Source organism: Bacteroidales bacterium, from assembly GCA_041671145.1.
GTDB lineage: Bacteria > Bacteroidota > Bacteroidia > Bacteroidales > JAHJDW01 > JAQUPB01.
This window is the reverse complement of record JBAZBZ010000040.1, coordinates 15,544-30,518: the sequence shown is the minus strand read 5'-3', so window position 1 is coordinate 30,518 and position 14,975 is coordinate 15,544. Positions and strand designations below refer to the sequence as shown.

General features: G+C 31.1%; 15 protein-coding genes and 1 pseudogene. 10 read left to right on the top strand and 6 right to left on the bottom strand.

Annotation, left to right across the window (positions count from 1 at the left end):
* Positions 1-168: 168 nt before the first annotated feature.
* Entirely contained in the window at positions 169-468 is a 300-nt protein-coding gene (locus tag WC223_11560; GenBank protein MFA6924875.1) for a carboxymuconolactone decarboxylase family protein, read from the top strand.
* Between the two features lie 137 nt (positions 469-605).
* The gene (locus tag WC223_11555) at positions 606-1,892 is read left to right on the top strand and encodes an NAD(P)/FAD-dependent oxidoreductase (protein MFA6924874.1); all 1,287 of its coding nucleotides are present in this window, start codon (positions 606-608) and stop codon (positions 1,890-1,892) included.
* 28 nt (positions 1,893-1,920) lie between these two features.
* Here the strand turns inward: WC223_11555 and WC223_11550 are convergent, their stop codons facing one another.
* The 4 genes from WC223_11550 to WC223_11535 form a co-directional block, all read right to left on the bottom strand.
* A complete protein-coding gene (locus tag WC223_11550; GenBank protein MFA6924873.1) occupies positions 1,921-2,103 on the bottom strand; it encodes a YtxH domain-containing protein in 183 nt (60 codons plus the stop codon).
* A 51-nt stretch (positions 2,104-2,154) separates the two neighbouring features.
* Positions 2,155-2,559 carry a hypothetical protein gene (locus WC223_11545; protein ID MFA6924872.1) on the bottom strand — a complete coding sequence of 135 codons (405 nt, stop codon included), beginning with the start codon at positions 2,557-2,559 and terminating at the stop codon, positions 2,155-2,157.
* Between the two features lie 188 nt (positions 2,560-2,747).
* Entirely contained in the window at positions 2,748-3,125 is a 378-nt protein-coding gene (locus WC223_11540; protein MFA6924871.1) for a hypothetical protein, read from the bottom strand.
* A gap of 111 nt (positions 3,126-3,236) precedes the next feature.
* Entirely contained in the window at positions 3,237-3,677 is a 441-nt protein-coding gene (locus WC223_11535; protein ID MFA6924870.1) for an Hsp20/alpha crystallin family protein, read from the bottom strand.
* Positions 3,678-4,068: 391 nt separating this feature from the next.
* Here WC223_11535 and WC223_11530 point away from each other — a divergent pair, with 391 nt between their 5' ends.
* From WC223_11530 to WC223_11505, 6 genes are all read left to right on the top strand, one after another.
* Positions 4,069-4,770 (top strand): START domain-containing protein, encoded by a 702-nt coding sequence (locus tag WC223_11530; protein MFA6924869.1) that lies wholly within the window; start codon positions 4,069-4,071, stop codon positions 4,768-4,770.
* Between the two features lie 30 nt (positions 4,771-4,800).
* On the top strand, positions 4,801-6,324 hold the full coding sequence (locus WC223_11525) for a DUF3943 domain-containing protein (protein MFA6924868.1): 1,524 nt from the start codon (positions 4,801-4,803) through the stop codon (positions 6,322-6,324).
* A 298-nt stretch (positions 6,325-6,622) separates the two neighbouring features.
* Positions 6,623-8,128: a DUF3943 domain-containing protein gene (locus WC223_11520; GenBank protein ID MFA6924867.1), complete on the top strand. Its 1,506-nt coding sequence runs from the start codon at positions 6,623-6,625 to the stop codon at positions 8,126-8,128.
* 378 nt (positions 8,129-8,506) lie between these two features.
* Complete coding sequence (locus WC223_11515; GenBank protein ID MFA6924866.1) at positions 8,507-9,334, top strand: phosphatase PAP2 family protein; 828 nt, start codon at positions 8,507-8,509, stop codon at positions 9,332-9,334.
* A gap of 54 nt (positions 9,335-9,388) precedes the next feature.
* Positions 9,389-10,258: a phosphatase PAP2 family protein gene (locus WC223_11510; GenBank protein ID MFA6924865.1), complete on the top strand. Its 870-nt coding sequence runs from the start codon at positions 9,389-9,391 to the stop codon at positions 10,256-10,258.
* 122 nt (positions 10,259-10,380) lie between these two features.
* The gene (locus tag WC223_11505; GenBank protein ID MFA6924864.1) at positions 10,381-10,944 is read left to right on the top strand and encodes a hypothetical protein; all 564 of its coding nucleotides are present in this window, start codon (positions 10,381-10,383) and stop codon (positions 10,942-10,944) included.
* Between the two features lie 239 nt (positions 10,945-11,183).
* Here WC223_11505 and WC223_11500 read toward each other — a convergent pair.
* Together WC223_11500 and WC223_11495 are read right to left on the bottom strand one after the other, a co-directional pair.
* Positions 11,184-12,452, bottom strand: a pseudogene (locus WC223_11500) (glycosyltransferase).
* Between the two features lie 22 nt (positions 12,453-12,474).
* Positions 12,475-12,720: a hypothetical protein gene (locus WC223_11495; GenBank protein MFA6924863.1), complete on the bottom strand. Its 246-nt coding sequence runs from the start codon at positions 12,718-12,720 to the stop codon at positions 12,475-12,477.
* Between the two features lie 191 nt (positions 12,721-12,911).
* On the opposite strand from WC223_11495, the gene pdhA reads away from it, so the two are divergent.
* Entirely contained in the window at positions 12,912-14,000 is a 1,089-nt protein-coding gene (gene pdhA / locus WC223_11490) for a pyruvate dehydrogenase (acetyl-transferring) E1 component subunit alpha (GenBank protein MFA6924862.1), read from the top strand.
* On the top strand, positions 13,979-14,974 hold the full coding sequence (locus WC223_11485) for an alpha-ketoacid dehydrogenase subunit beta (protein ID MFA6924861.1): 996 nt from the start codon (positions 13,979-13,981) through the stop codon (positions 14,972-14,974). The genes pdhA and WC223_11485 overlap by 22 nt, the downstream gene beginning before the upstream one ends.
* Position 14,975 lies beyond the last annotated feature (1 nt).

Below are 14,975 nucleotides of genomic sequence, written 5' to 3'. Positions count from 1 at the left end.
TTTTTTATATAAAATAACGTAAAATGAATGAGGTAAATTGAAATCGTCACGTTACCAAAATTTATTACAAACCTTATCTATCAATAATTTCAAAGAACGAAATTTAATTTTTATGGTACACTAATGAAGTAAAATAATAATAAAAAATAAAATACAAGGAGAAATATTATGAATATTAAATCTCGATGGTATCTTAATAAATCACCCTTAGGTGATGCGTACCGACAATTTTCGAATGTTGCCAAACAGAAAACAGTTTTGGATCCAAAAACAAAAGAATTAATCAGATTATCTATTGCGTCAGTATTAAGGTGCAATCATTGTACGGAACATCACATTAATGATGCCATTAATGCCGGAGCAACAAAAGAAGAAATTTCAGAAGCATTGCTTCTTTCTTCTTTGCAATCAGCAAGCACTCAGCTTAATTGGAGCAGGGAATTATTTGAAAAATATTTAGGTGATTAATTTAGTTGCAACTTGTTGTCGGAAATTTTGAACTTCACAAAAAGTGAAGTATTTTTCTAAATAAAATTTATATTTGTGTTATTAGAAACTGCAAATTATTATTAATAACAACTGACTAAATTTAAACATAAATATAAGTGTTAAAAGAAAAAACGACAACAAAAAAAAAGGTGATAATAGTTGGTGCTGGCTTTGCTGGTGTTCAACTTATAAGAAAATTAGATGAAAATTTATTTGACATTATTTTAATTGATAAACTGAATCATCACCAATTTCAATCATTCTTTTATCAGGTTGCTACTTCACAAATTGAACCTTCAACCATTTCTTTTCCTTTAAGAAATATATTCAGGAATAAAAAGAATGTTCAAATAAGAATGGCTGAAATAATAGCTGTTGATGGAAGCAAAAATCAAATCACAACAAGTATAGGGATTTTTAAATATAATTATTTGGTAATAGCGATTGGTTGTAAAACGAATTTCTTTGGAAACATTGAAGCAGAGGAGCACTCGCTGACCTTAAAAACAACTTATGATGCAATTACAATTCGCAATCATATTTTGCAAACATTTGAAAATGTTATTTCTCTTGATGAAAAAGAAAAAGAGGAATTTCTTAATTTGGTGATTGTCGGTGCCGGTCCTACCGGAGTTGAATTAGCCGGAGCTTTTGCTGAAATCAAGAAAAATGTTTTGCCGAGAGATTACCCCGGTATCGACTTCACAAAATTTAATGTTATTTTAGTTGAAGGCAGTAAAACTATTTTAAATAATATGAGTGATTCAGCAAAGACTGCTACAATGAAATATCTTGTTGAAATGGGTGTAACAATTATTACTGAGACATTCGTGAATAATTATAATGGAAAAACAGCAGTGTTAAGTAATGGGAAAGAAATAAAAACAAATACTGTTATCTGGGTGGCTGGAGTGGTAGGAAATAAAATAGACGGGATTCACGAAACATCAATTACTCGTGAAAACAGAATAAAAGTTAACCGGAATAACAAAGTAAATGGATGTGAAAATATTTTTGCAATAGGAGATATTGCATATATGGAAACGCCAAAATATCCGAAAGGACATCCCCAACTTGCAAATGTTGCAATTAAACAAGCAAGGCGTTTGGCGAAAAATATGAAAGCAATTGAATTAAATAAACCTTTAATTGAATTTGAATATAGAGATTTAGGTTCTATGGCTACAATTGGTAATAAGAAGGCAGTTGTTGATTTGCCATTTTTAAAATTCAAAGGTTTCTTTGCATGGATTGTTTGGATGCTTTTTCACTTGATGTTAATTCTTAGTTTGAGAAATAAACTAATAATTTTTATTGACTGGGCATGGAAATATATCACTAAGGATACTTCACTCAGATTAATTCTGACACAAAAGGAAAAAAATCAGCGACCCATACTATAGCTAAAAAATAAACAAGTCATCAACAAATTCATTGAATTTGTTTTTTTAGATTCCTTGAAAAGCCATGCCCATTTCCGAAAATCTTTTTTCTTGTTTCTGAATCTTTGTCAAAAGTAAACAACATGCTCAGCAATATGCCGAAGATTAAGCTTATCAATGCACCAATGGCTATGCCGGCAAGTGCATTTGAAATTAAGTTTTCATAATTCATGATGCGATTTCATTAAAATAAATAATAGTTAAATTTGCAATAACAAATATTTTATTTTTTAAAATAATGCTGAACTTTCTGTTCAATCTGCCTGTCGGTCATTTTATCAACAGTTTCGATTTCTGCAATTTTGCTTCCTGAATTATTTTTTTCAAGACGTTTCTTGAGCTCACCTTTTGATTCACCTGGTCCGAATAATAATATTGATTCGGCATCTTTGATGCAGGAAGCAATTGTATCGTAGTAAATATCCAAATGTTCCATGTAAATCCTTTCCTTAATATCATCAGCCGGAGGTTGTGTGAAGCTGACAGAATTTGCAGCATGAGCTACTTCACTGCGACTTAGAAATCTTTCGGTATTTGATTTTAATATTTTCTTTTGTATTCCTTTGTCGGTAATAAAAAAGATAATTGCTTTTCTATGGTCAATCCATAATCCTACTTTTGTTTTCATATATATGTATATTTTTTTAGTATCGATTATATTCTTCAAACGGTTAAAAACTCAGTTTTTGTTTAAATAAAATTGTTAAATTGTCAAATTGTTTTATTGTTAAGCATGTTCCGAAAGCTAAGCTTATAAGGATTGTTATATGTAAAAGATAAAACAACAATTCAACAATTTAGCAGTTTTACAATAGTTCAGTCATCATGGTTTTCACCTCCTAAACTATAATAATTATTTTCTTCATCTTCCTCACCGATATTCTCATCTTCATCGTCCAATTCTGAACCCGGAACATCAAGGTCGTCACCTGTTAATAAATTATTAAAATCTTTTTCATTAGGTTTCCCTTTTTTTTTATTTGGCTCAGTGGCTATAGAAAAATCATCAGGATTAATATCCACTTCTTTTTCTTTGTAATAAATATCCTCGTCACTGGGGTAAAGAGGATACTCGGGAAATTTATTTTTTCTTTTTATATTTTCCTCGAAATGCCTTTTTCTGTCATGATTTCCTGAAATATTATTTGTTCTCCTAATATTTTTAACCTGTTGGTGCATTTTATTATTTTTCATTTTTTTAGAATTTTAATTGTTTGAAATGTTTTATTTGCAGTAAGGATTAAATGATATTTTTAATGAATTTTAAAAAAAGCTGCCTAAAAGTATGAAGACAGCTTTTTTAACCTAAGCTATTTTAATTAATTTATGTGATTCTAATTTTGCTTTTTCATCTTTCGGAATAACAATTTTTAAAATTCCGTTTTCATATTTTGCTTGAATATCTTCTTCTTTCACAGCATCAGGCAATGAAAAAGAACGACTGAATGACTGATAGCTAAATTCACATTTAGCATATTTATCATTTTCCTTTTTTTCAAACTTTTTCTCAGAAGAAATTGTAAGAATGTCGTCATTCAATTCAATTTTAAAATCTTCCTTTGACATTCCGGGTGCCGCCAGCTCTACTGTAAACTCATCTTTGCTTTCTTTAATATTTGCTAAAGGTAAATTTATACCTGTCAGTGAATAATTGTTGTTTGCCCAATCAAGCCAATCGCGATTAAAGAAATCGTTGATTGTCATTGGCAATGTTGGAATAAATTCATTTCTTTTAATTAATGACATAAATACCTCCTTTTTTTTAGTTATATATTTTTTTATTTATAAAAAACACATCGCAAATCTATATCACAACGTTGAAAATCCAATTAAAAGCGAATTAAGAAAACATAAATAATTTATTAATTCGGGAAAATATGCAAAATGAATATTCAAAACCTCTTTTGCCACCAAATCACAAAAACACTAAAATCCACCAAAATGATTTTGGCGTTTTACATTATTGGTGTTGTTTGGTGATTTTGTGTTTTAGTAGCATTTTATTTTTTTTACTCTTAATCTGATATGAATCAATTCTTAATCTGGTTTTAATTTATAAAGTGTTACTATTCCTAATTTTGCATGGTATTTAAATACAAGAGTCATGCAACAGATTTTAAAAAAAATAAAACTGAAAATGATAGAAACTATATCTTCAAAAAAGCTATCAGAAATTTTCAACATAAAGTTATTTTATGTTATTACATTACTTTTTGCTTTTACATTTTTCTCTTTTATTGTTAACTCGCAGAATTGGGAATTAAGAAAAGATGTAAATGACATAAAAGTTTATACTCGTTTTGTAGAGGGCTCTGATTATAAAGAAGTAAAAGTTGAAATACTTGCAAAATCCACTTTGGCGGGAGTCTCAAAAATACTTAATGAAGTTTCTGGATTTCCTAAGTGGGTTTATAGTTGTTCTAAAGCAATTGTTTTAAAACAAGTAAGCCCAAATGAAGGATATACTTATAGTGTTATAGAGGCACCTTGGCCCGTGAGTGACCGTGATGTGGTTACACATTACGTCCAAACACAAGACCCTGTTACAAAAATTATTACAGTTAACCTTGTTGATGAAAAAAATTACCTGCCAACACAGGACAATAAAGTAAGAGTAGCATCATTTGTTGCTTGCATGAAAATAATTCCGTTAAAGAATGGAATGGTGCAAATAATAGAGAGTTTTCATACCGAACCAGGTGGATGGGTTCCGAGTTGGCTGTCGAATATTGTTATAATAGATGGTCCTTATTATACTTTTTATAATTTTAAAAAAATGCTGGCTCTGAAAGAATACAACGAGTACAGAACAAAGGGAATTCTTGAACCTGAAGATTAAATATAAAATGTGAAAAATAATTTGTTTAAAATGAAAATAAAATTCATTTTGTTTATATTATTTATATTTCCCGAACTAATTACTGCTCATCTGACGAAAAAAATCCAAAAAAAAATATTTGAACAAAATACTGAATGGAAATACCAACTTTGTGCAAATGAAAAAAATATTCATTCACCTATTGCTTCGGAATTATTGGGTAATACATTTGCTTGCGATTCTGCGAAAATAAATAATATCAAATTATCCGATACTGACTCCTGCAATAAAAAGAGACACTACCTTTTTAATCTTACTATAGGTAATGCTGAATCATTTGTCATATCGTGGTCATTTAGTAAATATTTTTTAAAAGAAAAAAATGCGAATATTGGTTTTGTCTCATGGGGAAATAATTTAAGATCGCGCTGGCAATGGGACAGTGATAGGTTTGGCAACAGTTTCTTTGTGCTTCCTTTTTCTACGAGTGCTTATTACAACGCTGCACGCCCTATTGGATTTAGTTATTTTGAATCCATGCCTTTTCCAGTTGTTGGAAGTTTTATGTGGGAATATTTCGGAAGAACTTCACGACCTTCATACAATGATATAATATATGCACCAATTAATGCGACATTCATAGGCGAAATATTTTACAGATTAAGTTCAAGCATTCTGGATGAAAGAACTAAAGGTGCAGAAAGAGTATTCAAAGAAATAATAGGTGGGATACTTGACCCCAGCATGGCTTTGTCTCGACTTATAAAAGGTAATACTTTCAGAATATCGAAAGAAGATAATTTTCAGAAAGAACCATTAATTGCCTCATTTTTGGGTGGATTTAACGAGATAAATAATGGGAAAAAAATCGGAACCGGCAAAGTAATTGAAATGTTGAGCTTTCATTTCGATTATGGAAACCCTTTTGAAGACAGGTATAGAAAGCCATTTGATTTTTTTAAACTCAACTTTGACTTTACAAATGAAAACAACAGATTGCGGCTAAATATTGTTTCGGGATATGGACTTTTGTTTGGTAAAAATGTTCAATGTGATAAAAAAGAAATGTTGGTTGGAGTATTTCAGCATTACGATTTTTATAGCAGTAATATTTATAAAATAAGCGCAATGGCTTTAAACGTTGGAATAATATCAAAGTTGCCAATTTTTAAAAAAATAAAATTTAATGCTGATTTTCATTTTGGCATTGTTCCTTTTGGCGGAAACTGTAAAACTTTTGGGATAGATACTTCAAAGATAAGAGCTACCAATTATGGCGGAGGGCTGGAAACAAAACTGGATTGTTCAATAGATTTTGCTGATGTGGTAAATGTAAAGTTTGTCGGTAATTATTTTTGGATGAATAGCTATGTTGGAAATGCAGAAAATTATTTAATCGGAGTTGTTCATCCCAGCATATCAATAAAACTCTATAGAAATATTCATCTTGGATTTGAACATTTTTTGTATTGCAGTAAAAATTACACGCATAGTATCCATAATATTATTTTTAGAAATTCAGAGCAGAAATTTTTTCTTTCATATCATTTGAATTATTCCGAAGAAAGCAAATAACAGGTATTCCTTCATTAATCATATCTTAACGTATTCTTAATTTGATTTTAACTGAATTGTTTTTTTTTGAGAATACTTTTGAAAAAAAATAATTTAATGAACCATGAAAAAGTGGTTGAATATCAAAAAACATATTTCTTAATTTAACTTGAATTATTTAAAAGTTGTACTAAAGTCCATTTTGCTTTGAATTTTGACTTGCCACGACATTAAGATTGGGGTAATTGAAACGAAAACCAAAAGGGCTTTAACCCAAAGTTTGTAAATTAATTCGGGGTATAAACGTCAGGAGTTACAAATGAAAAAAATATTTTTTTTTATTTTATCAATACTGCTTCCAATATTAATGCAGTCGCAGAGCCTCAAATATGTAAATAATTTAATAAATAAAAATTCAAAAGAACAACCTAAATTTGAATCAAATGATTTGGCATATCATCTGAACTATCACGAAAACTTGTCATATCCGATACAATGTACATCATTTAATAGAAATGAAAATTTACTCAATGATGATACTTTGTTCAATAAAAAATATTCAATCTGGAAGCCGGCTTTGGAAGTTGTCGGGTTTAATGCACTGACATGGGCTTATGACAGATATATGTTAAATGCGGATTATTCAATAATAAGCATTAATACATGGAAACACAACATTAAAACCGGCTGGGAATGGGATAAGGACAGGTTCGGTATTAATTTTATATTTCATCCTTACAGTGGTGCCATGTGTTTTAATACTTCCAGAACAAGCGGATACAATTACTTTGAATCGGTTCCTTTTGCAATTGGCGGCAGTTTGATGTGGGAATATTTTGGCGAAAATACACTTCCTTCATATAATGATATTATAAATACACCAGTTAATGGAGCATTAATCGGAGAAATACTTTACAGGATAAGTTCAAATATTCTGGATGATAGAAAAAGAGGTGCAGAAAGAGTGTTTCGTGAAATCTTTGCAGGAATAATTGACCCGGTGAGAGGAATAAACAGGATAATTCAAGGAAAAACTTTTAGAATTACATCAAAAGAAGTTTATCAAAAAGAACCGCTCAGCATTATGTTAGCCGGAGGTGTTCAAAAAATAAATAATGGAACAAATTTTGGAACAGGCGAAGCAAGCGGATTAGCAAGTTTGGACATTGTTTATGGCGACGCATTTGAAAAAAGAAATAGAAAACCTTTTGATTATTTCGAAACTAAAATTGTTTTAGATAATGGTGATGGTGCTACTAAGAGAATACTTGATAATTTTTCGGCTTATGGAATTCTGTTTGGTAAAAATGTTCAATCCGGTAAAATGGAAATGCTGCTCGGCGGATTTCAAAATTATGACTATAATAATAATAATACTTTTGAACTGGGGAATATAACTTTTAGTGGCGGAATACTCTCTAAATTACCTGTTGGAAAGAAATCATTTCTTTACACAAACTTACATTTAGGTATTGTTCCTTTTGGCGGATACAGCACAAAATTGGGACCCGATACTTCAGAATTCAGAGATTACAATTTTGGTGGAGGAATGGGTGGAAAGTTCAAAAGCACTCTTGATATTTGCAACCTTGTTAATGTTGGATTTTCGGCTGATTATTACTGGATGAGAACTTATTCTGGAACTCCGGGAAATAACTTAATAGGTATTATCAAACCATCAATTTTATTCAGAGTTTATAAAAATCTGAATTTAGGTTTTGAATATTTTTTATATGCAAATGACAGGAATCCCGGTAAACATCCTGACTTCGATATGAAAAATTCCGAACAAAGAATTATCCTTTTATATGATTTTAAGAATTAATTAGTGTCTATTCATAATATCGGGGCATATTTTTAACTTTAAATTGCAATTTTATTTTAATGAAAGTTTAATGGACTTTTAATTAAAATTTAATACGGGACAATCTTTTTTGAGTTAATTTTACCTCATTATAAAGATTACGTGTTTAAATTTAAAATTATAAAAAAATAATCAAAATTGCTTTATGAAATATCCATGCAAACAAAAAGTTTACACAAACCAAGAATGATTAAAAGAGCAGTGCATCTTGCAACGAAGAAAAGCATGGATATTCGCGACCAGCATGTGTTTCGGTTGTGGGAGGGAGCAACTAAAAAAGTTAAATAAACAGAACAGCAAATTAACAGCAGAAATTTCAATCACTTACAAAATTTACATATGAAAAAAAATATTTTATCTTTTATATTTCTTGTTTTTATTACAGAAGCACTTACTGCACAAAAAAAAGATACTATAAATTATTATCCGATTAAAACCAAAAGAATAACAACTTGTAGAGTTCCGTATGATTCAATAGGAATACAATCCAAATTTGGCAAGGGATTAATTGTACCTGTTATTTTAATTGGATATGGTTTAACGACATTGCATAATTATGGTTTATACAGTAGCTATCAAATGCATAAAGACATTAACAAAACATTTCCACATGCTAAATCTAGTATTGATAATTACCTTATATATTCTCCCTACTTTGAATTTGCAACACTTCTTCTTCTTAAAATTAAAAACAAAGACGATTTATTAAACACAACTATTTTGATTATAAAATCTGAAATATTGATGAATATTATCATTTGGCCTATGAAAAAGTGGACACATGAAGAAAGACCATATAGTTATGATAATAAACTCAACGGTATTCCTCTCAGTGAAAGGAAAAAGGATAAACAAGCTTTTTTGTCAATGCCATCAGGACACACTGCTGAGGCATTTTTGGCTGCGACTGTTGTTTACAAGGAATATCGTTGTCGGAGTCAATGGTATGGTATAATAGCTTATACCCTTGCATCAACAGTTGGTTTATATAGGATGATTAATGATAAGCACTGGGAAAGCGATGTTTTTGTTGGTGCTGGAATAGGAATTTTGTCGGCAAATATGGCTTATGTATTTCATCAGCACAGGTGGGGGCGACATGAAGTAGTATGCTTGCCAACGATGATTGATGGAACAAAGGGTATTATGCTTTCCTGTAAATTTTAAAATGAATCTAAAAAACTCAAATAAAAAATAATTATAAATAATAAAATAAATGGTATGAAAACGAAAATTCAAAGATTAATTTTAATTTCAATGTGTGCTGTTTTTATTGGAAATACAGCGCATTCACAATCACCGGCTAAAGATTCGGTTCCTCATATATATAAAATAAATTATTGGGTTACTATTCCCTTTTGCGCCGCAGCAACAGTTGCAGATGCTCTATCAATTAAGAGGATAAAAGACAAGAAAAGCATGACTGATGCGGATTTTCAAACATTAAATAAAAATAGTTTTAACAGTATTGACCGTTGGGCTTTCAAACAAGACCCCTCAAAAAGAAATAACTATGAAAACTATTCCCATTACACGTTAACAACAATAGTTGCTTTACCGCTTTTATTTGGGTTTGATAAAACTATAAGTAAAGATTTTGTAAATCTCATATTAATGTTATACGAAACACACAGTATCGTATTTAGTATTTACAACTATGGCTTTCTTGGTCCTACTTTCCAAAACAGGTATAGACCTGTTGTTTATTATGACCAGCTAACTCATGACCAAAGAAGGTCGGGTGGAAACTTGAGTTCGTTTTATAGCGGTCATGTAGCTTCTGCAGCAGCATCCACTTTTTTTATGGTAAAAGTTTATAGCGATTATCATCCTGAGATTGGTGCTAATAAATATCTTTTATATGGTGCGGCTTCAATTCCACCACTATTTCTGGGCTACCTCAGAGTAAAAGCACTTAAACATTTTCCTTCCGATGTAATGGTGGGGTTCGGATTAGGTGCAATATGTGGAATAATAGTTCCTGAATTGCATCGTATTAAAAATAAAAAAAGAAGTATTTCATTGGGATTGTATTCTACGGGAGACGCAAATGGTTTAACATTGACATGGAATCCATCAGTGAAAAATTAACTTTTGACTCAAACACTGAATATACATGAGAAGTGATAATAAAATATTTGCAAAGGTTTGTAATATCAAAAACAAAATAAAACAAAACAAAAATATAAGTTAACGTAAATTTCAGGAAGTTTATGAAAACAAAAACAATTATCTCGGCATTAATTTTATTGGCATCATTATCTTCATGTAGTAAAAAAGATGATGATTTTTGTCAACAAAATAACAGTAATTTATTTCAATATAAAAAAGATATAAAAGATACTTCTCGGAATTTAAAAAATGACAATAATTCATGTCGGCAAAACTATAATAATTTTATTCAACATTATAGTAATGCAAAAGGAACTTGTCTGAGTTTAACAAAGCAAGATTGGTATTTAACAAGAAATGGTAGTGGTGGTGCAGTAAATATTGCAATATCCGGTTCAACAAATGGGGAAAGAGCTACAATAAGAACACTTGGTGATGGCTTAATTTCAGATGTAAATATTAATTTGGATGAGCACAAAAATTTCAATCAGAAATTCGGAATATACTTTAATGAATCATCTGTTCCAAGTGGAGAATTTAAAGCCAACACAATAATTTTTGTTTACAGAAATTCGGATACATTGGAATTAGATTTGGTAAGTGGTAATCTTAAGTTTGATGTCAAATATAAAATACCTTTGGTAACGACGGTTGGACAAAACTAATAGTAAATGTAAACAAAATAGCGTGCCAATAAATAATAAATTAATTCTGCAACAATCTGTTTAAATATTCATTTATCGGTTATCAGTGAACTTTAAAACTCGAAATACAGAGACAGAGTTGGAAGTTTGTTTGTTTAATCTGTGAATTAAGAGAATTGCTCATGTTAAAAAAAAGAAATTCAACGAATCTGTGACGTTTTTATTTTTATCCACATAAAATGTTGTTTTTTATGAAATTTTCAGATTAAAGAACTGTAAATATTTGCTATTTTTTTCCCAACATCTTCCCATTGCAATTTATTAACTTCATTTCTTCCATTTACTCGCAACATTTTTGATAATACTTTATATTCAAGCAATGAATGAATGGCGTCAGCCAAACAATCAGTATCCCAAAAATCTACTTTTAATGCATATTTTAAAACTTCTGAAACTCCCGACTGTTTTGAAATAATTACAGGTACATCGCATTGCATTGCTTCAAGCGGGGCAATACCAAATGGTTCGGAAACCGAAGGCATAACATAAACATCTGTCATTCTAAGTAACTTATTTACCTCATCTCCTCTGAGAAATCCGGCAAAATTAACTTTAGTGGAGATTTTAAGTTTAGCTACTTCTTTGACTAATCTGTCTCTCATGTCGCCGCTTCCTGCAATTACAAACCGAGCATTTTTAACTTTGCGTAAAACTTTGCTTGCAGCTTCAATAAAATAATCGGGACCTTTCTGAAAAGTTATTCTGCCTAAAAATGAAACAATTTTTTCATTAATGGGTCTGATTATTCTTTTGGAATTAATATTGGATGTATTGTCAACTGCGTTGTGTATCGTTTCAACTTTGCTGGGATGTATTCCATAGCGGCTGATAACAATGTTTTTTGTGTAGTTGCTGACGGTAATAACTTTGTCAGCAGCTTGCATTCCTTGTTTTTCTACGTTGTAAACATCCTTATTTATATTTTCTCCGCTTCTGTCGAACTCTGTTGCATGAACATGAACAATCAATGGTTTGTTTGATGTTTCTTTAGCTATAACTCCTGCAGGAAATGTCAACCAATCGTGAGCATGAATAATATCGAATTTTTTTTCTGATGCTAATAAAGAAGTAACATACGAAAATCGCGAAATCTCATCCCATAAATTCATTCCATATTCGCCTGAAAATTTAAACCTTTCTGTTTTTCCCGATTGTGATTTGCTGGATTGACTTAAAATATAATTTGCTGCATTTCTTTCATATTCCTAGGGAGACATATATGGTATTAACTTTGAATATACTTTTCTAAATGATACATTTTTCCAAAAATCTTCTGTTAATACTTTATTGTATTGTGAACAAATATTTCCCGCATCTTGAAGTTTGACAAAGCTGCTATCCTCGTCACCATAAGCATTTGGAACAATAAAATCAATTTTGATATTCTGTTTTGCCAATCCTTTGGTTATGCCATAGCAGGCTGTTCCTAAGCCACCGGTGATGTGTGGGGGGAATTCCCATCCGAACATTAATACTTTCATTTTATTTTGATTACATTAATTCATGAAATTTTATTGTCTGTTGAAAGTTTAAGGATATAATAAATAATACTGATATAACGCATAGCTTTTTCAGCCATAAATTATTTATTAGAATGTTTAATTTATTTTCAATGCCTGTAAGTGCTGAAGCCATTGTTTTTAAATTGCACGACAGTTTGTCCTGATATGCCGGAAGAGCCTGTATATTACCTTTTTTATTCAATTCGGTATTTTTGATTAAATGTTCTGTTTTCATTATCGAATTTTTTTTAATGATTAACTAAATGTTTAGTGAAACAAAAATATTATGTCTTTGTTGGTATGAAATTAAGAGGAAATTAAAGTGTTATTAAGATTGTATTAAGACACTTTGGAATTGTAAATACATATTTTTTTTGTTATATTTTTGTTCGGTAATTTTTATTAAAAATTTAAAGGTGATATAAAATGTTTGATGAATATAATCCTTTAGAAGAAAAAATATTTCAGGTAATTGATAATGATGGAAAAATTATCAATGAAAAATGGTTTCCTGAAATAGAAAATGAGCGATTGCTGAAAGCATACAAGGATATGCTTTTTGCACGAACAGCTGATTTGCTCATTGTTTCTTATCAGCGTCAGGGAAGAATTTACACATATCCTCCTAGTTGCGGACAAGAGGCAATTCAGGTTGCTACTGCCATGGTCATGCATGATGAAGATTGGCTGGTTCCTGCATTTCGCGAGTTGGCAGCTTATCTTGGAAAAGGAGTTACATTAAAAGAAATTTTTCTTTATTACATGGGATTTGAAGATGGCTCGAAATTTTTAAATGCAAAAAATATTTTACCTATTTCGGTTCCTGTTTCCTCTCAATTATTACATGCAGCCGGCATTGGTTATGAAATAAAATATAATAAAAAAGAACAAGTGGTTTTTGCATTTGTTGGCGATGGCGGAACTTCCGAAGGTGATTTTCACGAGTCGCTTAATTTTAGCGGTGTCTGGAAAGTGCCTGTGGTTTTTATTGTTCAAAATAATCAATACGGAATTTCTACTCCGGTTAGCAAACAAACTGCTTCAAAAAATATTGCAATCAAGTCGTATGCTTATGGAATCAAAGGTGTAAAGGTTGATGGCAATGATATTTTTGCAATGTTTCAGGCAATTAAAATTGCTTCTGAATATTCTCGTTCTGAAAGTAAACCTGTTTTAATTGAAGCATTAACTTATAGAAAGGGCTCTCATACTACATCCGATGACCCTACTTTATATAGAACTACAGAAGAAGAAAAAGAATGGGACCTGAAAGACCCCGTTAAACGTTTGAAAGCTTATTTGTTCAATAATAATTTATGGACTGAGGAACAAGACCAACAAATTCTACAGCAGTTTAAACAGGAAGTTGACCGTCGATTTATTGAGGCGGAAAATTATCCTTCTTACAAACTCGAAGATGTTTTTAAATATATGTATGCTGATATTCCTGATGATTTGAAAAGACAACAAAATGAACACGAGAATTTTCTTAAATGGAAGGAGGCAAGAAAATGAAAGTAATGAACATGGTTGATGCATTAAATAGTGCGTTAGATATAAAACTTGGTGAAGACCGCAATATAATTATTTATGGTGAAGATGTTGGTGTTGAAGGCGGTGTCTTTAGAGTAACAGAAGGATTACAAAAAAAGTATGGTGAAGAACGAGTTTTTGATTCACCTCTTGCAGAATCTGGTATTGTTGGAACAGCAGTAGGAATGGCTGCTGCCGGTTTAAAGCCGATTGTTGAAATGCAGTTTTCGGGTTTTGCTTATGTGGCGTTTAATCAGTTAATCTCTCATGTTGCCAGATTACACAATAGGAGCAGGGGAAGATATAAAATGTCTATGGTAATTAGAATGCCTTATGGTGGCGGTATTAATGCACTGGAGCATCATTCTGAAAGTATGGAGGCATTCTATGCACATATTCCCGGATTAAAAGTTGTAATTCCTTCCACTCCTCACGATGCAAAAGGACTTTTAATTGCTGCAATTGAAAGTGACGACCCTGTTGTTTTTATGGAGCCAAAAAGAATTTACAGGGCGATTAAACAAGATGTATCTGAAGAAAAATTTTCTATTCCTATCGGTAAAGCGAAAGTTATTTCTTCGGGAAAAGATATAACTGTTGTTACTTATGGTGCTATGCTCCGCGAATCGCAAAGAGCAATGGTGCTGGCAAAAGATGCAGGTATTTCGGTTGAGTTGATTGATTTAAGAACAATTTATCCTATAGATAAAGACACAATCATCCAGTCCGTAAAAAAGACAGGAAGAATAATCATTGTTGCTGAAGAACCGAGAAGCTTCGGTGTTGCTGCTGAAATATCGGCAATTGCAAGTGAGGATACTTTTCTTTATCTTGAGTCGCCGCCTAAACGTGTAACAGGATTTGACACAATTGTTCCGCTTGCAAGAGGCGAGCATCATTATTTGCTGACACCTGAAAAAATATTTTATGAAATTGAAAAAACCGTTAAATACTGAG